This window comes from Herbaspirillum robiniae (genome assembly GCF_002213415.1).
In the GTDB taxonomy this organism is placed as follows: Bacteria; Pseudomonadota; Gammaproteobacteria; order Burkholderiales; family Burkholderiaceae_D; genus Herbaspirillum; species Herbaspirillum robiniae.
Genome location: NZ_NJGU01000001.1, coordinates 672,110 through 691,181, shown reverse-complemented (window position 1 = coordinate 691,181; position 19,072 = coordinate 672,110). Strand labels below are relative to the sequence as shown.

Annotated in this window: 19 protein-coding genes and 1 tRNA gene; 13 read left to right on the top strand and 7 right to left on the bottom strand. The window is 64.7% G+C overall.

The window, feature by feature from the left end; genetic code table 11:
- Positions 1–69 precede the first annotated feature (69 nt).
- On the top strand, positions 70–795 hold the full coding sequence (lolA, locus tag CEJ42_RS03035; RefSeq protein WP_079215366.1) for an outer membrane lipoprotein chaperone LolA: 726 nt from the start codon (positions 70–72) through the stop codon (positions 793–795).
- 68 nt (positions 796–863) lie between these two features.
- On the opposite strand, the gene fdxA is transcribed toward lolA, so the two are convergent.
- Complete coding sequence (fdxA, locus tag CEJ42_RS03030; RefSeq protein ID WP_088749977.1) at positions 864–1,202, bottom strand: ferredoxin FdxA; 339 nt, start codon at positions 1,200–1,202, stop codon at positions 864–866.
- 157 nt (positions 1,203–1,359) lie between these two features.
- Complete coding sequence (locus CEJ42_RS03025; protein WP_088749976.1) at positions 1,360–1,704, bottom strand: GFA family protein; 345 nt, start codon at positions 1,702–1,704, stop codon at positions 1,360–1,362.
- 161 nt (positions 1,705–1,865) lie between these two features.
- Here CEJ42_RS03025 and CEJ42_RS03020 point away from each other — a divergent pair, with 161 nt between their 5' ends.
- On the top strand, positions 1,866–3,158 hold the full coding sequence (locus CEJ42_RS03020; RefSeq protein ID WP_079215363.1) for a replication-associated recombination protein A: 1,293 nt from the start codon (positions 1,866–1,868) through the stop codon (positions 3,156–3,158).
- 118 nt (positions 3,159–3,276) lie between these two features.
- The gene (locus CEJ42_RS25355; protein WP_276329105.1) at positions 3,277–3,399 is read left to right on the top strand and encodes a hypothetical protein; all 123 of its coding nucleotides are present in this window, start codon (positions 3,277–3,279) and stop codon (positions 3,397–3,399) included.
- Between the two features lie 10 nt (positions 3,400–3,409).
- On the opposite strand, the gene CEJ42_RS03015 is transcribed toward CEJ42_RS25355, so the two are convergent.
- The gene (locus CEJ42_RS03015; protein WP_088749975.1) at positions 3,410–4,033 is read right to left on the bottom strand and encodes an anaphase-promoting protein; all 624 of its coding nucleotides are present in this window, start codon (positions 4,031–4,033) and stop codon (positions 3,410–3,412) included.
- A gap of 175 nt (positions 4,034–4,208) precedes the next feature.
- Here CEJ42_RS03015 and serS point away from each other — a divergent pair, with 175 nt between their 5' ends.
- Positions 4,209–5,510, top strand: a complete 1,302-nt coding sequence (gene serS / locus CEJ42_RS03010) for a serine--tRNA ligase (protein WP_079215361.1) — start codon at positions 4,209–4,211, stop codon at positions 5,508–5,510.
- Positions 5,511–5,618: 108 nt separating this feature from the next.
- On the opposite strand, the gene CEJ42_RS03005 is transcribed toward serS, so the two are convergent.
- On the bottom strand, positions 5,619–7,499 hold the full coding sequence (locus CEJ42_RS03005; RefSeq protein WP_088749974.1) for a GGDEF domain-containing protein: 1,881 nt from the start codon (positions 7,497–7,499) through the stop codon (positions 5,619–5,621).
- A 305-nt stretch (positions 7,500–7,804) separates the two neighbouring features.
- Between CEJ42_RS03005 and CEJ42_RS03000 the strand changes: the two genes are divergently transcribed.
- The 5 genes from CEJ42_RS03000 to CEJ42_RS02980 all read left to right on the top strand — a co-directional run bounded on the left by CEJ42_RS03000 (position 7,805) and on the right by CEJ42_RS02980 (position 13,614).
- Positions 7,805–7,894: transfer RNA gene (locus tag CEJ42_RS03000), tRNA-Ser, on the top strand.
- Between the two features lie 329 nt (positions 7,895–8,223).
- The gene (locus CEJ42_RS02995) at positions 8,224–9,951 is read left to right on the top strand and encodes a diguanylate cyclase (protein ID WP_088749973.1); all 1,728 of its coding nucleotides are present in this window, start codon (positions 8,224–8,226) and stop codon (positions 9,949–9,951) included.
- Between the two features lie 234 nt (positions 9,952–10,185).
- Positions 10,186–11,079, top strand: a complete 894-nt coding sequence (locus CEJ42_RS02990; protein WP_088749972.1) for a phytanoyl-CoA dioxygenase family protein — start codon at positions 10,186–10,188, stop codon at positions 11,077–11,079.
- 109 nt (positions 11,080–11,188) lie between these two features.
- Positions 11,189–12,064, top strand: a complete 876-nt coding sequence (locus tag CEJ42_RS02985) for a sugar phosphate isomerase/epimerase family protein (protein ID WP_088749971.1) — start codon at positions 11,189–11,191, stop codon at positions 12,062–12,064.
- 173 nt (positions 12,065–12,237) lie between these two features.
- Positions 12,238–13,614, top strand: coding sequence for an MFS transporter (locus CEJ42_RS02980; RefSeq protein WP_079215356.1), 1,377 nt, complete (start codon positions 12,238–12,240; stop codon positions 13,612–13,614).
- Between the two features lie 93 nt (positions 13,615–13,707).
- On the opposite strand, the gene CEJ42_RS02975 is transcribed toward CEJ42_RS02980, so the two are convergent.
- A complete protein-coding gene (locus CEJ42_RS02975) occupies positions 13,708–14,733 on the bottom strand; it encodes a LacI family DNA-binding transcriptional regulator (RefSeq protein ID WP_088749970.1) in 1,026 nt (341 codons plus the stop codon).
- Positions 14,734–14,824: 91 nt separating this feature from the next.
- Positions 14,825–15,250 (bottom strand): MarR family winged helix-turn-helix transcriptional regulator, encoded by a 426-nt coding sequence (locus CEJ42_RS02970; RefSeq protein ID WP_088749969.1) that lies wholly within the window; start codon positions 15,248–15,250, stop codon positions 14,825–14,827.
- A 170-nt stretch (positions 15,251–15,420) separates the two neighbouring features.
- On the opposite strand from CEJ42_RS02970, the gene CEJ42_RS02965 reads away from it, so the two are divergent.
- Together CEJ42_RS02965 and CEJ42_RS02960 are read left to right on the top strand one after the other, a co-directional pair.
- Complete coding sequence (locus CEJ42_RS02965) at positions 15,421–16,623, top strand: HPP family protein (RefSeq protein WP_088749968.1); 1,203 nt, start codon at positions 15,421–15,423, stop codon at positions 16,621–16,623.
- A 543-nt stretch (positions 16,624–17,166) separates the two neighbouring features.
- Positions 17,167–17,373 (top strand): DUF1289 domain-containing protein, encoded by a 207-nt coding sequence (locus CEJ42_RS02960; RefSeq protein ID WP_088749967.1) that lies wholly within the window; start codon positions 17,167–17,169, stop codon positions 17,371–17,373.
- Positions 17,374–17,401: 28 nt separating this feature from the next.
- Here the strand turns inward: CEJ42_RS02960 and CEJ42_RS02955 are convergent, their stop codons facing one another.
- On the bottom strand, positions 17,402–18,028 hold the full coding sequence (locus CEJ42_RS02955) for a Maf-like protein (protein WP_079215352.1): 627 nt from the start codon (positions 18,026–18,028) through the stop codon (positions 17,402–17,404).
- Between the two features lie 170 nt (positions 18,029–18,198).
- Here CEJ42_RS02955 and CEJ42_RS02950 point away from each other — a divergent pair, with 170 nt between their 5' ends.
- Both CEJ42_RS02950 and rpmF read left to right on the top strand, forming a co-directional pair.
- Positions 18,199–18,696 (top strand): YceD family protein, encoded by a 498-nt coding sequence (locus CEJ42_RS02950; protein WP_079215351.1) that lies wholly within the window; start codon positions 18,199–18,201, stop codon positions 18,694–18,696.
- 103 nt (positions 18,697–18,799) lie between these two features.
- Positions 18,800–18,982 carry a 50S ribosomal protein L32 gene (gene rpmF, locus CEJ42_RS02945; RefSeq protein ID WP_006463510.1) on the top strand — a complete coding sequence of 61 codons (183 nt, stop codon included), beginning with the start codon at positions 18,800–18,802 and terminating at the stop codon, positions 18,980–18,982.
- Positions 18,983–19,072 lie beyond the last annotated feature (90 nt).

The window sequence follows — 19,072 nt, the reverse complement described above, 5'->3', positions numbered from 1 at the left end:
CGCAAGCGGCCTTTCTCTCTATGGGCCACGGCAAAGTGTGGCGCAACTGTAAGAATGGAAACAAACAACATGGACAATTCCAGACATCATTTCACCCCGCGCGGCGCACGCTCCCAAGCGAAGGCGCGCGCGTTGAACCTGCGCCGCATGCTGATGGCGGCGGGCCTGTCGGCGCTGGCGGTGGCCGGCGCCATCGCGATCACCGCATTGACCCCGGGCCGCGCGCAGGCCGCGGCGCTGGACCAGTTCAAGCAATTCGTCTCCAGCACGCAGTCGGCCAAGGGCGCCTTCACCCAGCGCATGGTCAGGAACGACAACGGCACCGCCAAGGTGGTCAACACCTCCAGCGGCAGCTTCGTGTTCTCGCGTCCGGGCAAATTCATCTGGACCTACCAGAAGCCCTATGAGCAGGTGATCCAGGCCGACGGCGAAAAGCTGTTCATCTACGACAAGGACCTGAACCAGGTCACCACCAAGAAACTGGGCAACGCGCTGGGCTCCTCGCCGGCGGCGATCCTGTTCGGCAGCAACGACCTGGAGAAGAACTTCACGCTCAAGGAGGCCGGCACCAAGGACGGCCTCGAATGGCTGCAAGCGGTGCCGAAAAGCAAGGATACGACCTTCGACAGCATCGGCATCGGCCTGAAGAACGGCACGCCGGTGGCGATGGAGTTGCATGATTCCTTCGGTCAGGTATCGGTGCTGAGTTTCGACAGCTTCGAGAAGAATCCGGCGCTGAAGGTCAACAGCTTCAGCTTCACCATTCCCAAGGGCGCGGACGTGTTCGAGAATTGATCCCCGGCTCCATGAAAAAAGCCCCGCAAGCGCAAGCCTGCGGGGCTTTTTTCATGGCGTGATCCGGTTCATTCGCCGGGCAGCTGCAGCATGGGCAGCTTGTCCGCCACGTCCTTCCACTTCTCGTGGTCGGGCATGGGCGTCTTGGCCTGGGTGATCGGCTTCCAGCCGGGGTGCTTGGCCAGCCTGGCGTTCAGGTCTTCGAAATGGGCCATGGCGGCGGGCAGGTCGGTGGCGTTGTAGATCGCGCCGACCGGGCATTCCGGCACGCACATCGAGCAGTCGATGCAACCGTCGGGATCGATGGCCAGGAAGTTGGGGCCTTCGACGAAACAGTCCATGGGGCAGACGCTGACGCAATCGGTGTACTTGCACTGGATGCAAGAGTCGGTGACAACAAAGGGCATGGCAATCAAGACGCGGAGTGGAGAAGGGCGCCGGCGCGCGGCGCGGCGGCCGTATTCTACCGCGTGAGCGGCAGGCTTGCCGTGACCGGCGCGTGACGCCTGCATGACGTCGGCATGACGTCGGAGCAGAGGCGCCGCCGCCCCAGGCAGGCGAGGCCTACACGCTGCGGCCGTCGTAGAAGCTGTGCTTGAGCGCGGCGAGATCGACGTTTTCCAGGCAGCGCGCGTTGATGGCCGCCATCGGCGTGCCGTCCGGCATCTTGCCCAGGCCGAACACGCCCACGCCGCAGCGCGGACAGAACTGGTGGTCGATCACATGCTTGTTGAAGCGGTAGGTCGCCACCGTGCCCTTGAGCGCGACGCTGAGCTTGTCGCGCCCGACGAACCACATCAGGTGGCCCTTGCGGCCGCAATAGCTGCAGTTGCATTCCACCACCTGCTGGAGGTCTCCTTCGGCGGTGAAGCTGATGTCGCCGCAATGGCAGCTGCCTTGATATTTCATCGTCGTCTCCTCATCTGATCGTCAGTCAAAGCCGGTCAACACATGCCTCCACAGTGTAATCCATGGCGCCGGCGACGCTGCCCGCCGCCGCTGTGCGTTAGACTACGGCCTTTGGCGCAATGCGCTCGACGGCGCATTCGCCGGCACCAACTGATCCCGAGATGAACCTGATTCCCCTGGCCGAACGCATGCGGCCGCAATCCTTCGACGACGTCATCGGCCAGCAGCACGTGCTGGGGCCGGGCAAGCCGCTGCGCGTGGCCTTCGAGTCCGGCGAGCCGCACTCCATGATCCTGTGGGGCCCGCCGGGCGTGGGCAAGACCACGCTGGCGCGGCTGATGGCGGACTCCTTCAATGCCGAATTCATCGCCCTGTCGGCGGTGCTCTCGGGCGTGAAGGACATCCGCGAGGCGGTCGAGCGGGCCCAGCTGATCCGCGCCAATTCCGGGCGCCGCACCATCCTCTTCGTCGACGAGGTGCACCGCTTCAACAAGAGCCAGCAGGACGCCTTCCTGCCGCACGTGGAGAGTGGCCTGTTCACCTTCATCGGCGCCACCACCGAGAACCCGTCCTTCGAGGTCAACAGCGCGCTGCTTTCGCGCGCCGCGGTGTATGTGCTCAAGTCGCTGACCGAAGACGACCTCGGCGCCATGATAGACCGCGCCTGCCACGAGGAACTCGACGGCCTGCAGTTCCAGCCCGAGGCCAGGGAAATGCTGGTGGCCAGCGCCGACGGCGACGGCCGCAAGCTCCTGAACAACCTGGAAATCGTCGCCCGCTCGGCGCAGGCCAAGGGACTCGACATCGTCAACAGTGACGTGCTGGCCGAATGCCTGGGCGACGCGCTGCGCCGCTTCGACAAGGGCGGCGACGCCTTCTACGACCAGATCTCGGCGCTGCACAAGTCGGTGCGCGGCTCCAATCCGGACGGCGCGCTGTACTGGCTCACGCGCATGCTCGATGGCGGCACCGACCCGCGCTATCTGGCGCGCCGCATCGTGCGCATGGCATGGGAGGACATCGGCCTGGCCGACCCGCGCGCCATGACGATCGCCAACGACGCCGCCAACACCTATGAGCGCCTGGGCTCGCCCGAGGGCGAACTGGCGCTGGCGCAGGCGGTGATCTACCTGGCCGTGGCGGCCAAGAGCAACGCCGGCTACATGGCCTACAACCAGGCGCGCGCCTTCGTCGCCAAGGACAAGTCGCGCCCGGTGCCGGAGCACCTGCGCAATGCGCCGACCAAACTGATGAAGGAACTGGGCTACGGCAAGCTCTACCGCTACGCCCACGACGAGCCGGAGGCCTACGCCGCCGGCGAGACCTACCTGCCGGACGGCATCCGCGAGCCCAACTGGTACCAGCCGGTGCCGCGCGGGCTGGAAGCCAAGATCGGCGACAAGCTGGCGCACCTGCGCGAGCTGGATCGTGAGGCGCGCAAGAACATGAAGTGAGCTTTGCCGGGGAGGGCGGATGGCATTCTCACCCTCCGCTCGCCAGGGGATCGCGCCGGAGGGGGCGTGCGTCGATGGCGCGACATGCTTTCGTTTGATCCGTTACCGAGGGGGAACAATGAACATCTTCATTCTTCTGGCAACGTTGGCGGCCACGGTCATCCTTTACGTGGCGCTGAACATCCTCTTGATGAAATGGCTGCTGGACTGCGGCCGGAAGTTGGGCCGGGCCGCAGCCTGAGGGCGGCACGTTACGCCGGTTTCCTGCTCCAGACGTGGAAGCTGCCTTCCATGGCCGCCATGGCGGCGATCACGGTTTCGTAGGTCTTGTCGTTGTCGAAGCCGGGCAGCCGTTCTTTCATCGCATCCTGCAGCGCATCCAGGCCTTCGGCGTCGTTGGGCACCAGCACGCCCTTGATGGCGTCGTCGGTCTTGCCGGCGATGATCCACTCCGGTTGCGGCAGCGGACCTTCGCTGATGCGGATGGTGACGTCGTCGACCGTGTTCCAGGCGATGCCTTCGCGCTTGGCGCCCCGGACCATGGTGCGGATCTCTTCCTGGTCGAACTCCACGCTGATCTTGCGCGCGGCCTGGGCGGCCAGCTTGGCCGGGCTCAGCTCGGCCGCGCCGGGGGCGTTGACCTTCCAGTCGGTCTTGCGCTGTTTCGGCGGCACGAAACGGTTCTTGATCTGCTGGCCGAAGGCGAACGCGGCGCCGAAGGACAGGCCCGCCACCAGGCCGTAGAACAGGCTGGCATCGTTGGTCATGTAATGCGTGCCGGCCCAGATGGCCAGCGCGAAGGAGGCGGCCAGGCCGAGCAGGGAAAGCAGCAGGGGGGACTTGGGGGACGCGTCGGCGTCTGGTCGGTCGGACATGGCGGCAATGGCTAGGGTTGCGGGAAATTGGCGGAATGGTAACCCGTCCCGGCGGCGCAGGGGCCAAATTGTTGCCCGCAAAGCGCTCGCGAACCTCCGGCAACCGCGCGCGGCTTGGTACAATCGCGGTCTAAAGCATACTTTCAGCGTCAATTTCTATTGTTTCCTTGTTTCCATGATCGACATCCAACTTCTCCGTAAAGACATCGACAACGTCGCGGCCCGCTTGGCGGCCCGCAAGTTCGTGCTCGATGTGGCCGGCTTCAACGCGCTCGAGGCTGAGCGCAAGCAGATCCAGACCCGTACCGAAGAACTGCAGGGCAAGCGCAACAGCCTGTCCAAGCAGATCGGCATGCTCAAGGGCAAAGGCGAGGACGCATCGGCCGTGATGGCCGAGGTCAACGGCATCGGCGACGAGCTCAAGGCGTCGGCCGCGCGCCTGGACGAAGTGCAGGCGCAGATGAACGCCTTCCTGCAGGCCGTGCCCAACCTGCCGCACGAGTCGGTGCCGGTGGGCAACGACGAGTCCGGCAACGTGGAAGTGCGCAAGGTCGGCGCGCCGCGCGCCTTCGATTTCGAGGTGAAGGACCACGTCGACGTCGGCGCCCCGCTGGGACTGGACTTCGATACCGCCACCAAACTGACCGGTTCGCGCTTCTCGGCGTTGAAGGGCGGCATGGCCCGCCTGCACCGCGCGCTGGCGCAGTTCATGCTCAACACCCACACCGGCGAGCACGGCTATACCGAGTGCTACACCCCGTACATCGTCAACGCCGATTCGCTGCGCGGCACCGGCCAGCTGCCCAAGTTCGAGGAAGACCTGTTCGCCGTGAAGAAGGGCGGCCAGGAAGGCGAGGCCGAAAACGCCGCGCTGTACCTGATCCCGACCGCCGAGGTGCCGCTGACCAACTTCGTGCGCGACGAGATCGTCGCCGGCGACGCGCTGCCGCTGAAGTTCACCGCGCATTCGCCGTGCTTCCGTTCGGAGGCCGGCTCCTACGGCCGCGACACCCGCGGCATGATCCGCCAGCACCAGTTCGACAAGGTCGAGATGGTGCAGATCGTGCATCCGGAAAAGTCGTATGAGGCGCTGGACGAGATGCTGGGCCACGCCGAGGCCATCCTGAAGAAGCTCGGCCTGCCGTACCGCGTGATCACGCTGTGCACCGGCGACATGGGCTTCGGCGCGGCCAAGACCTACGACATCGAAGTCTGGCTGCCGGCGCAGAACACCTACCGCGAGATCTCGTCGGTGTCCAACTGCGAAGCCTTCCAGGCGCGCCGCATGCAGGCCCGCTTCCGCAATGCCCAGGGCAAGCCGGAGCTGCTGCACACCCTGAACGGCTCGGGCCTGGCGGTGGGCCGTACGCTGGTGGCGGTGCTGGAGAACTACCAGCAGGCCGACGGCAGCGTCGATATCCCGGAAGTGCTGCAGCCATACATGGGCGGCATCACCAGGCTGGCGCCGGGCGCCTGAACTGCTGCGACGAGCGCGCAATGAAAACGGCCGACCTGTCATGGGTCGGCCGTTTTTCTTTGAGGCGCCGGAGGTGTTGTCGCGAAAACGTTTTCGCAGGCGGCGAGGCTAGCCGTCCTTCAGCGCCCACGAGAAGGCCACCGGGATGCGGCGCTCGATGAACAGGCTGCTGCCTTGCGTCTTCTTGGCCTGTTTCTTGGCGCGGGTGGCGGCCGAGGCGATCTGGTGCGGCGAAGAGTATTGCGACGGCTCGATCTTGACCGCGCCCAGCGAGATCGACACCAGCGGATGCAGCACGCGGTTGCCCTGGCGGTCTTCGGAGTGGTAGCCGCCGCGCTCGCGGTCTTCGTCATAGAAGAAGGCGCCGGCCTCGGCGTCGAAATTCTCCAGCATGATGCGGCAGCGCCGTTCCCAGTCCTCGCTCTGGAACATGATCAGGAAGTCGTCGCCGCCGATGTGGCCGATGAAGTCCAGGTTGGGGTCGCAGCCCTGCTGCAGGATGCGGCCGGTCAGCTGGATCATGTCGTCGCCCTTGCGGTAGCCGTAGACGTCGTTGAAGGGCTTGAAATGGTCCAGGTCGCAGTAGCAGATGCAGAACTCCACGCCGCTTTGCAGCAGGTATTCGATGTGGTCGTTGATGGGCACGTTGCCCGGCAGCTGGGTCAGGGGATTGGCGTGGCGGGCGGCGTCGATCTGCATCTGCGTGATCTCGCGCAGCAGGTCGTGGCCGGTGCCCAGGCCCATGTACTGCCCGCGGTCGGTGATGATGAAGCCGTTGGACAGATGGTGCGACTCGGCCTGCACCAGCAGGTTGGAGAGATCCTGCAGGCTGGTGTCCTGCTCGGTCAGGATGGGGTTGGGATCCATGAAGAAGGCGCAGGACTTCTTGCCGTACAGCTCGCGGCCGTACAGGCGGGCGAAGCGCTCCACCATGCTGTAGCGGTTGATCAGGCCGATCGGCAGGCCGTTGCTGACCACCGGCAGCGCCTGCAGCTGCGGATCGTTGACGAACATGTCGTAGACCGCGTCGTTGGTGACCTCGGGGCTGACATATTGGGTCTCGCGCAGCAGCTTGAAGACGGTGGCGTTGCGCTTGCCCGGGCCGTACTTGCTGGCGGCCAGCGGCACCTTGTCGCGGCGCAGGGTCTTGGTGACGTCTTCCGGGATCAGGGCCGGCGGCTCCGACTGCGGGCGGCAGATGTGGTAGCCCTGGCCGCAGGCGATGCCGAGGTCGCGGATGGTCAGCAGTTCGGCCTGCGATTCGATGCCTTCGGCGATGACGATGGAGCCGGACTTCTCGGCGATCTCCTGGATGGAGCGCACGAACTGCAGCTTCATCGGGTCGTGGTTGATGCCCTGCACGAAGTGCATGTCGATCTTGACGTACTCCGGCTGCAGCTCGGACCAGAGGCGCAGGCTGGAGAAGCCTTCGCCGAGGTCGTCGATGGCGATCTGGAAGCCCATGTCGCGGTAATGCATGGCGGCATTGCGCAGCAGGGCGTAGTCGTAGGTCGGTTCGTTCTCGGTCAGCTCGATGATGATGCGCTGGGGGTTGACGCCCAGATTCTCAAGATAGCGCAGGGTCTCGCCCTGGATCGCCTCGGGCTGCATCAGCGCGCCCGGCGTCACGTTCAGGAACAGGTTGCCGGGCAGGCCGAGCTGGGCGAAGCGCGTGAGCACGATGTGGCGGCACAGGTATTCCATCTGCACCGACAGGTTGTGCGCGCGCGCCACCTTGAACAGCGCCAGCGGCGAATGCAGCGGCGTATTGGACGGACCGCGGATCAGGCCTTCGTAGCCGAGGATCTCGCCATTGCGCATGCGCACGATGGGTTGGAACAGGGCGGTCAGCTTGCGCTGGGCGATGATTTCATGCAGCAGCGACAACATCGGATCCGCGGCCGGCGGCTGTGCGCCGCCGGCTGCGCGGGCGATCAGTTCGGCTGCTTCGGCGCCGAGCGGGAAGGGGGCGTTGGATAGGGGCGCCATTTGGCAGAATCCGGTATGAATGGTTCCAAAGAACGGAAAATAATTTACGGATGCTAGAAGTCATTTATGACAAGATGATGATAAGAACGGCTTTGGCGTACGTTTTTTCATGAAAAGAACAGGCTGCATTGTTTTGGATCATTCGCCGTCCCGCAGAGCGGGAGAAGCCGGCGATAAATGATAGGAAATGCATGTCGAAGGGGCATGTCGGGAAAATAATTTTTCGAGAGATATTCCCTATTCAGAAATCTTCTGCTATAGTCGCTGTCTTTGCTGCACCACGCAGTAAATCGACCGAGTTGACCGGAGAGGTGGCAGAGTGGTCGAATGTACCTGACTCGAAATCAGGCGTACGTGTGAGCGTACCGTGGGTTCGAATCCCACCCTCTCCGCCAGTTAGCTCAAAAAAAGTAGTGGCAAGAATAAGGCTCTGAATTTTTCAGGGCCTTATTTTTATGTCCGCCGGAATGCACAGCGAAGTATCAGGCATGCCGCCGGCGTCGACGACAAATCAAATACAGCGGCATCGCATTCTCAAGGGGAGGGGATTGCGGGGCCGACTGCCTTTGCCGTATCCGGATCCGGGTGCGACCCCCAAACCGGCTTCCCGCCTTGCGGGATTGGCTGTGGTTTATTTTCATCCCCGCTGACGATGTTGTGCCGCCGGTTCACCGGCCTTGTTATATTCGTAAAAAATCGTAAGCCTTCGAAGCGGGCCAAAGAAATGTCCTTGAATCGTCTGTTCCGGCTGATTTCCATCGCGCTGCTGATGTTGTTTCTGGCGTTGGCGATTTCGCTGGTATGGATCGAGTGGAGCATCTACCAGAACGGCGCCAACAGCGTGCCTGCGCTGAGGAATTTCCGCCTCGGCCTGGTCGCGATGGAAAAGCTCTCCGCCGAGCGGGGGCCGGCCAATGCCTATATGGGCTCGCGGCCGGGCGAGCGCGACGCGCTCTACCAGCAGCTCAAGGCGGCCCGCGTCACCAGCGACGCCGCCATGGACCAACTGCGCGATGCGCTGGAAAAAGACCCGACGCTGCGCCAATCTCCGATGTTCGACCGCCTGCGCACGGTGCAGCAGGCCCTGGGGCCGGCGCGCGCCGCGGTCGACCGCATCGGGCTGCAGCCTGAAGATCAGCGCACCACGCTGTATGTGGTGTCGGCGGTCAACGGCATGGTCGACATGATTCCGGTCATGGTGCGCCTGACGGCCGAGCTGGCCAGCATCGTCGACCAGTCCGACCCCGACCTGCGCGACGGCCTGGCCGGCGTGCGCGCCGCCGCCAGCCTGCGTGAATACGCCGGCCAGATCGGCTCGCGCTTCACCGCGCCGCTGATCATCCACCGCAAGCTCAATTCCGACGAGGTCATCGAGATCGGCCGCCTCTATGGCCGCATCGAGCTGCTGCGTTCGCTGGTGAGCGCGCAGCTGGCGTCGTACAGCAAGCGTCCCGAGTTCGCGCGCGCCATCGACGAGATGGACAAGCAGTACTTCGACAACGGCTTCCAGTTCCTCGACTACCTGCTGCAGGTCGGCCTGAAGTCGGGCGACTACGGCATCACCCCGGCCGAGCTGGCCGCGCGCTATGTGCCGCAGATGAAGTCCATCCTCGACCTGCGCGACCTGCTGCTGGACGACATGATGGTGCGCGCCGAGCAGCGCAACGTGCAGGCGCGCAATTTCCTGGCGTCGGTGATCGGGCTGACCATCATCGCCTGCCTGTTCTTCCAGCTGCTGATGTACATGATCCGCAAGCGCGTGGTGCGGCCGCTGGTGAGCGCCACCGACCTGGTGGTGGGGCTGGTGGACGGCAAGCTCGACCAGGAAATCCCCAAGGGCAAGTACGACGACGAGATCGGCGGCATGATGCGCGCGCTGCGCGTGCTCAAGGAGCGCATCCTCGAGCGCAACAGCCTGGCCAAGGAGCGCGAGGCGCTGATCACCCAGCTGCAGACTTCCTCCAATACCGACTTCCTGACCGGGCTGTTGAACCGCCGGGCGTTCTTCTCCTACGGCGAGCAGCAGATGGCGGTGGCCCAGCGCTACGAGCGCGACTTGTCGGTGGTGTTGTTCGACATCGATTACTTCAAGCGCATCAACGACAGCTACGGCCACCTTTCAGGCGACGCCATCCTGCGCGGCGTGGCGCAGACGGCCTCGCAGCTGCTGCGCAAGGTCGATGTGCTGGCGCGCTATGGCGGCGAGGAGTTCATCGTGCTGTTGCCGGAGTCCGACCTGGCGCAGGCGCAGGCGGTGGCCGAGAAGCTGCGCGCCGCGCTGGCGCACAAGGACTTCGAGATCGACGGCGGCCAGCATATCCGCATCAGCGCCAGCTTCGGCGTGGCTGCGCTGGTCGACGGCCGCGGCCTGGAGCAGTTGATCAAGCTGGCCGACACCGCGCTTTACGTCGCCAAGGAGCAGGGGCGCAACCGGGTGGCGACCAGCGCCTGATCCACCGGGCAGGCGCGCATCGATTGTGGCGATAGTTGAAAACCGGAGTTGACTCCGGTTTTTTTGCGTCCTATTATGTTCGCGCGAACATTGATTTTGAAACCGGGCGAAACGGCACTTGACGGCCACGGCTTCGTGCTGCCTTGGCGTTCGCCGATGGCCCCGCAAGGGCGCAATTCCAAGGTGTCCCGCGCCGCCGGCGCGAAGCGGCGCCGCACATGAAAGGAGACAGTCATGATCACGCAGCAACAGGTAGCGCAGTACCGGGAAGAGGGCTGGCTGGTGGTGCCGGAATTGCTCAACGACCTGATGCGCCAGCGCATGAAGGACGCGTTGGCGCAGTGGGTGGAGCAGTCGCGCAAGGTCAGCAGTCATACCGACGTGTTCGACCTGGAGCGGGGCCATAGCGCCGACGAGCCGCGCCTGCGCCGCATCAAGCAGCCGCACCGGAATCATCCGGTGTTCGAGGAGTTCATCCGTTCCAAGCCGGTGCTGGAGGTGCTGGAGGCCTTGCTGGGGCCTGCGTTGCGCCTGCAGAACTCCAAGCTCAACCTGAAGTCGCCGCGCTTCGGCTCGCCGGTGGAATGGCACCAGGACTGGGCGTTCTATCCCGCCACCAACGATGACATCCTGGCCGTGGGCGTGATGCTGGACGATACCTCGCTGGAAAACGGCGCCATGTTGGTGGTGCCGGGCTCGCACAAGGGGCCGACCTACGACCACCACGATGCCGACGGCCGGTTCTGCGGCGCGCTCGATCCCAATGCGCCGGGGCTGGGCCTGGAGCGCGCCGTGCCCATCGTCGGCCGCGCCGGCTCGGTGTCTTTCCACCATGTGCGCGCGATACACGGCTCGGCGCAGAACCGCTCGACCATGTCGCGCAACTTCCTGCTCTACGAGGTCTGCGCGGCCGACGCCTTTCCGCTGATGGGCGTGCCTGACTTCGAGGACTTCAACAGTCGGCTGCTGCAAGGCGGGCCGACCATCGTGCCGCGCTTTCGCGACACGCCGGTGCGCATGCCGCTGCCGCCCGCGCTGAACCAGGGCTCGATCTACGAGAACCAGTCGGCCAGCGGCAAGCGCTTCTTCGACCAGGTGGAGGTGCCGCAGCAGGCGGCCAGCACCTGATCCGAACCTTTCCTTTCGGGGCCGCCACGGTCCCGGCACGATCCCGCCGCATGCGCGCCGAACCGGCGCCTGCGGGCGGGCGACGAACATCTTGCAGAGGCGAACCCCCATGCAAACGTTTCGCGTGTACCAGTCGCTGTGGGCCATGGAGCGCCGCCGTCCCGACGGGCAGGAGTGGACGCTGGAGCAGAAGCTGGCGATGATCCGCGACGCCGGCTTCGACGGCGCCGGCGTGCGCTTCTTCGACTACCAATATGCCCGCGCCGTCACCGGGTTCCTGCGCGAGCACGGCATGACCTGGCAGGCGCAGTGCTATCCGCAAAGCGTCGACGACCTCAAGCCCATCATCGAGCACGTGCAGGACCTGGGCGCCGACCACATCAACCTGCAGGCCGACGTGCGTCCCTACACGCTGCGCGAATGCATTCCCTACATCGAAGGCTGGCAGCGCCTGGCCGACGATGCCGGCATCGCGCTGCACATCGAGACGCACCGCGACCGCATGACCACCGACCTGTTCTTCACGCTGCACCTGCTGGACCGCTTTCCCGCGCTGAAGCTGACGGCCGACCTGTCGCACTACGTGGTGGGGCGCGAGTTCGCCTGGCCGATCGACGAGACCAACCATGCGCTGATGCGGCGGATCATCGACAACGCCTGGGGCTTCCACGGCCGCGTGGCCAGCCGCGAGCAGATCCAGCTGCAGCTGGATTTCCCGCAGAACCGCAAATGGGTGGACCTGTTCATGGGCTGGTGGGAGTACGGCTTCAAAACCTGGATGGCGCGCGCCGGCGAGGACGCGGCGCTGAGCTTCCTGTGCGAACTCGGCCCGCCCGAATATGCGATGACCGGGGCCGACGGCTACGAGCTGTCGGACCGCTGGATCGAGGCGCAACAGATGATGCGCATGGCGCGCGAGCTGTGGCAGCGCTGCGCCCACGAGTTCTCGGCCGCCCCTGTGACCGAGGTGCGCAAGCGGGCTTAAGTCGCTTTGGGATACGGATTCATCAAGCAGCAACAACGCAAGGCAGGAAGGAGCAGCAGGCAGTCGGAAAGTCCAATCGAAGGAAGGCGAGGCCATTGCCGGACACATAAAAACACAGCCGGCCGGCGCCTGCGTGCGCCGCACGGGTCCGCCATACAACAGGAGAGAGACACATGAATACAATCGCAGGCACCCGGGGCCACCGGGTAGACCACGGCCGTCCGCAGGCCGGGCAGGCGCCTTCGCAGGCGGAGGCGCTGGACGACGCGGAAATCCGCGCGCGCAGGATGGCGCTGCGCTCGTCGGTCATCGGCACGGCGCTGGAATGGTATGACTTCTTCCTCTACGGCACGGCGGCGGCGATCGTCTTCAACGTGCTGTTCTTCACCAAGCTCGATCCGATGATGGGGACGCTGGCCGCGTTCGGCTCGTATGCGCTGGGCTTCGTGGTGCGCCCATTGGGCGGCTTCGTGTTCGGCCACCTGGGCGACAAGATCGGGCGCAAGAACGTGCTGGTGGTGACGCTGCTGATGATGGGCCTGTCGACCACCCTGATCGGCGTGCTGCCGACCTATGGCAGCATCGGCATCGCCGCCCCCATCCTGCTGACCTTGCTGCGGCTGGTGCAGGGCTTTGCCGCCGGCGCCGAGTTCGGCGGCGCGGTGACCATGTCGGCCGAATACGCGCCGGCCGGCAAGCGCGGCTACTACGCCAGCTGGCCGGGCGTCGGGGTGGCGCTGGGCGTGGTGTTGTCGGCTGGCGCCTTCGCGCTGGTGCGCATGATGCCGGAGGCCGACTTCATGAGCTACGGCTGGCGCATTCCCTTCCTGCTCTCGGCCATCGGCCTGGCCGTGGGCATCTACATCCGCCTGTTCGTGCAGGAGTCGCCCACCTTCGAGAAGATGAAGGCGCGCAACGCGGTGGCCAAGGCGCCCGTCAAGGCGGTGTGGCAGGAGCAGAAGCGCAGCTTGCTGATCGCCATCGGCGCGCGCTTTTCGGAGAACACCGCCGGCTACATCTTCCAGGTGTGGGCGCTGTCCTACCTGACCACGCAGCTGAAGGTGCCGGCCAGCGTGGGCCTGACGGCGGTGCTGATCGCGGCGGGCATCGGCGCCTTGCTCAATCCGTTCTGGGGAGCGCTATCGGACCGGGTAGGCCGGCGACCGGTCTATATCCTCGGCATCCTGGTGATGATACTGGGTGCCTTGCCGTTCTTCTGGATGCTGGAGACGCGCGAGACGCCGATGATCATTGGCGCCTTCATCCTGCTGATCGTGTTCGGGCTGTATCCGATGTTTTCGGTGCAGGCGGCTTTCTTCGCCGAGCTGTTCCCGCCGCGCATGCGCATGAGCGGCATCTGCACCGCGCGCGAGCTGTCTTCGGTCATCACCGGCGGCATGGCGCCGGTGATCGCCACGGGGCTTCTGGCCTACTACGGCGGCAGCTATTACCCGATCGTCGCCTATATCGTCTTCATGGGCGCGGTCGCGCTGGTGGCGTTGCTGCTGGCGCCGGAGACGCGCGGCATCGTCTACGAGGAGGACGAGTAGCCAGCGCCGCATAAAAGAAAAAAGGCCGGCATCGCTGCCGGCCTTTTTCGTTGCGCTGCGCTTCATGCGCTGCAGATTTGCCGCGGATGCGCTTCAGGTGCTTTCGCGCTCGAGGATGGAGTAGCCGAGGTCGCATACCGGCTGCTCCACGGCGCGGCCGCTGAAACGCGCCAGCAGCATGTCGGCCGCGGTCAGGCCGATCTGGTGCGCGCTGATCTGCACCGTGGTCAGCGCCGGCAGGACTTCGGGCGCGATCTCGAGGTTGGCGAATCCGGCCAGGGCGATGCGTCCGGGCACGGCCACGCCGCGCCGCGCGCATTCCATCGCGGCCCCGGCGGCGATGACGTCATTGCTGAAGAAGGCGGCGTCGACCTCGGCATGGTGATCCAGCAGCCTGGCCACCGATTCGCGCCCGGCGTGCAGGAACGATCCCATCGGCACCTTGAGGTGCACCGGCTCGGCCGCGCCGTGCGCCAGCAGCGCCTCGCGCATGCCGGCAAAGCGCGCCATGCCGCGCGGATCCTCGCCGCCGACGAAGGCCATGCGGCGATAACCCTTGCCGTACAGGTAGTCGCCCATGGCGCGCCCGGCGTCGTGGTTGTCGAAGCCGGCCAGCATGTCGATCGGGCGCTTGGTCAGGTCCCAGGTCTCCACCACCGGGATGCCGGCCGCCTTCAGGCGCTGGCGCGTGCGCGCGGTGTGCTGCACCCCGGTCAGCACCAGGCCGTCCACGCGACGGCCGATGAAGGCTTCCACCAGCGCGGTCTCGGCGTCTTCCGAATAGCCGGTCTGGCCCAGCAGCAGCTGGTAGCCGTGCCGGCTCAGCTCCTCAGACAGGCCGCGCACGGTCTCGGCGAAGATCGAGTGGCTGATGGTGGGGACGATGGCGGCGACGATGCGGGTGCGCCGCGACGCCAGGCCGCCGGCCAGCAGGTTGGGGATGTAGCCCATGCTGGCGATGAAGGATTCGACCTTGGCCCGGGTTTCCGGCGAGACCTTTTCCGGCGTGTTGATCACGCGCGAGACCGTGATGTGCGATACGCCGGCGGCGCGGGCGACGTCTTCCTTGGTGATCGCGCGCGCCTGGGCGGTGCTGCTTGTCTCTGGTTTTCTTTTCATGGACGGTTTTCTCGGCTGGCCTGGTTGGCAAGCATAGCAGGAGGGCGGGGCCGCGGCAGTTGCGGAAAACCGCAGGCCGCGCCCGGCGCCCTCAGTCGCGGTCGTTGAAGGCCGAAATGTGCGAGACCTGGAACACGCCCGACAGCGATTGAAGCTCGTTGCGGTGCATCTGCGCCAGCCGATGCAGATACTGCTCGCCCAGCTCGGTCAGGCGTACCTGCACCAGGCGCTTGTCGCGGTCGTCCGGGGTGCGGGTGACCAGGCCAGCCTTCACGCAGCGGGTCACCAGCGCCACCACGCCGTGGTGCTGCGACTGCAGCCGCTCGGCCAGTTCACTGATGCTGGCCCAGTCGCGGTCGGGAAAGCCCTTGATGTGCAGCATCAGCAGGTATTGCAGCGGCGTGAGGCCCTCGCTCTGGGCGGCGTCTTCCGAAAATCGCAGGAAGCGGCGCAACTGGTAGCGGAATTCCGAGAGCGCCTCGAAGTCGTCCTTTTGCAGGCGGGAGGTGTTCTTCATGAGGCGCGGCCGGCGGCGTGCGGCAGGACCGGGGTTGTTCGGATGCCATCAAGCGGTACCGCGGCAGCGGCGGGTCGGGACATATATATCATCTTGTGATGTAATTGCGGTCTGGCCGCAGGGATGTGCGGCCGCCGTCCAATGAATTGTCGAAGTCACGAAAAACGGATATGTCCGATTCTATCTTGCTGTGGTTCAAAAGTTTCGTTCCGCCGCGCAGCAATGTCGACCGCTTCGAGCGCATGCGCTCCTGCGCCGGCAGCCTGTTCGGCATCCTGCTGGCGGGCCTGGCCAGCTACGCCATCCTGCCGCGCGAGGCCGCCACCATCTGGCTGATCGCTCCCATGGGTGCCTCGGCCGTGCTGCTGTTCGCGGTACCGGCCAGCCCGCTGGCCCAGCCCTGGTCCATCATCGGCGGCAACCTGTGCTCGGCGCTGATCGGCGTGAGCTGCGCCAAATTGATCCAGGAGCCGGCGCTGGCGGCGGCGGTGGCCATTTCGCTGGCCATCGGCGCGATGTTCCTGGCGCGCTGCATCCATCCGCCCAGCGGGGCGGTGGCGCTGACGGCGGTGCTGGGCGGGCCGGTGGTGCACGACATGGGTTATGCCTTCGTGCTGGCGCCGGTGCTGTTGAACTCCGTGTTGCTGCTGCTGGCCGCGCTGTTCTTCAACAATGCCACCGGGCGCCGCTATCCGCACGCCCAGCAAAGCGCCGCCCCGCATCCGCACCAGACCCGCGATGAATTGCCGATCAGCCGCCTGGGCTTTTCGCACGAAGACCTGGATGCGGTGCTCAAGAACTACAACCAGGTGATCGACATCGGCCGCGACGACCTCGAGGAAATCTTCCTGCAGACGGAAATGCGCGCCTATCACCGGCGCTTCGGCGAGACGCGCTGCCAGGATGTGATGTCGCGCGACGTCGTGGCGGTGGAGTTCGCCACCAGCCTGGACGAGGCCTGGCGCCTGCTGCAGGCGCATCGCCTGCGTGCCTTGCCGGTGCTGGACCGGGCGCGTCACGTGATCGGCATCGTCAGCCGCACCGACTTCCTGGAGCACGCCGGCGTCGAAGTGCACACGGGCCTGGCGGCGCAGCTGCGCACGCTGTTGCATCGCGTGCCGTTTTCGCATTCGGACAAGCCCGAGGTGGTGGGGCAGATCATGAGCCGGCCGGTGGTGTCGGCCGGCGTGGATACGCCGGTGCTGGAGCTGGTGCCGCGCATGGCCGATGGCTTGCACCAGATTCCGGTGGTCGACGCCGACGGCAAGCTGGCCGGCATGCTGACGCAATCGGACATGATCGCCGCGCTCTACGAGAAGAACCTGGCCGCCGCGCGCAGCCTGCCTGCAGCGGGGTTGCGCAGCGCGGCTTGACAGGTGCGGCGGGCAGGACGATTCTGGCGAGAGCTGGCCGGCGCCGGATGCCGGCCGTCGTTCCACTGCGAGGAGAAGGAGGTCGCGATGAGGATGCTTGCCCTGGGGGTAGCCGTTTCACTGGTGCTGGCGTTGGCGGCCTGCGAGCGCAAGGGCGGCAACCCGCCCAAACCGGTGACTGCCGTGCCGGAAGCGCCGGCGGCATAAGGCTGGGGCCTGTGGCCGGCGCATCGTTGATGCGGCGAAGTTCTGCCCCGGGAGCCTTGTCCGGCGCAAGTTATGGTTGGGGTGAATATCTGCTATTGCCACAATAAAGCAGACTCGGCAGTGGCGCATCGCTATAGTTGCACCTGTCTCCTCCAATCTCCTCCTTAAGAAATTGGATTCAAGCCCGCAGCCAATTGGTTCGCGGGCTTTTTTTTGCCTTTTTCGGATGGCCGCCGGCCGATATCGTCGACAACGGGCGGCAGCACGATGCTTCTTGGTAAGATGGAGGCTGCGGCGCGCCTTCGATGCGCCTTGTTTCAGGTTTCAGAATTCTCAATGCCCCAAACGCCTCCCTTCCAGTCTTTGCCCGAGCGGCCCGATACGCCTTGCGTGGCCGTCTGCTCCACCACGTTCGATGACGTCTGTCGCGGCTGCGGCCGCACCGTCGATGAGGTGGCGCAATGGGTCTTCATGAATGCCGAGGAGCGCGAGGTGGTCTGGCAGCGCATCCTGGCGCAGGGCTATCCGCGCCGCAACTACTGATCACGCGCTTATTAATTAATGACGCGGTTTACGCGTTGCGCAGGCCGAAGAAACGCACGCCCGCATTGCGCAGCATGTCGGTCAGCGCGATCAGCGGCAGGCCGGTGAGGGCAGTGGGGTCGTCGCTATGTATGCTTTGCAGGATGGCAATGCCCAGGCCTTCGTTCTTGGCGCTGCCGGCGCAGTCGTAGGGTTGCTCGATGCGCAGGTAGGCGTCCAGCTCGGCGTCGGGCAGGTCGCGAAAGCGCACCAGCGTCTGCACGTTGCGGATCTGCGCGGCTGCCGCAGCATTTTCCTGGCGACCGTCCCACAGGCATAGCGCGGTGTGGAAGACGACTTCCCGGCCGCGCATCTTCTGCAGCTGCTTCAGGGCATTGTCGTGGTTGCCGGGTTTGCCGATCTGTTCGCCATCCAGCGTGGCCACCTGGTCGGAGCCGATCACCAACGCCGCACCGGCCCTGGCGGCGACCGCGGCGGCCTTCTCGCGGGCCAGTCGCAGGGCGGTGGCGTCCGGCGTTTCCCCGGGTTGCGGCGTTTCGTCGATGTCCGGCGTCATGGTCTCGAAGGGCAGGCCGAGGCGGCCCAGCAGCTCTTTGCGGTAGGCGGAGCTGGATCCGAGGATGAGGCGCGGGATGTCGGGGGCGTTTTGCGGCATGGCGGCGGTGTGCGGAAGGGCTGGAGAGGCGGGATTTCGGCGCCTGGTCGAGGCAAAAGATGCGGCGCGGCGACAGTTCGACAAAAAAATCAGGGAAGCCGCGCTAACGCTTTGACTGGTAAGGAATTTTTCTGTTATTATCGCAGGTTTTCCGGATTGTAGCTTTGGATATGAATGCATTTGTGATCGACGCGTTCGAATTCTGCAGGCAGAAACAGCAGGCCCAGGGTGAGATTCCGGTTGCTGAATTAGGTCGTCTGGCGCAAGAGACGGTTGACCGTTCCGGCACGATTTCGTGGATTCTGTCCGGCGATTTCGACAAGCTGGGGCATGCTCAACTTAGTCTGGCAGTGTCGGGTGCAGTTAATCTGATCTGTCAGCGTTGCCTGACGGCATTGAATTTCGAGATTGATTCGAAGTCGCTGCTGGTATTGGCAAAAGATGAGGCGCAGGCCGATGCGGTCGAGGAGCTGCTGGATGATGACGAGATCGATGTCATCGTCGGTTCGGCGGCTTTCGACGTGATCAACCTGATCGAGGACGAAGCGTTGCTGGCTCTGCCGGTGGCGCCCAAGCACCAAGCGTGTCCCGAGAATGGTGTGGCGGCCGAGGCCAAAGGTGCTGAACGGGCTTCCCCGTTTGAGGTGCTGAAGAAGTTGAAGCAGTAATTGTTTGGGGATGTCTGGCAAGCGCCGGGCAGCGGCACACGGGATTGTCGGAAACCTGGATCCGGTGTGTTAAAATTTTCAATCTTAAGGTTTAGGAGTAATCATGGCCGTTCAACAGAACAAAAAGACCCCGTCGAAGCGCGGTATGCATCGTGCACACGACTTTCTGACTGCACCCCCGCTGGCTGTCGAGCCGACGACCGGTGAAACCCACCTGCGTCACCACATCAGCCCGAACGGTTTCTACCGTGGTCGCAAAGTGCTGAAGACCAAGAACGACGAGTAATCTCATTTATTGAGCTTGCTGTTTTTGGAGAAAAGCGGCGCAATGAGCTTCCGTTTCAGGAGGTTCATTTTGCGCCGCTTTTTTATGTCC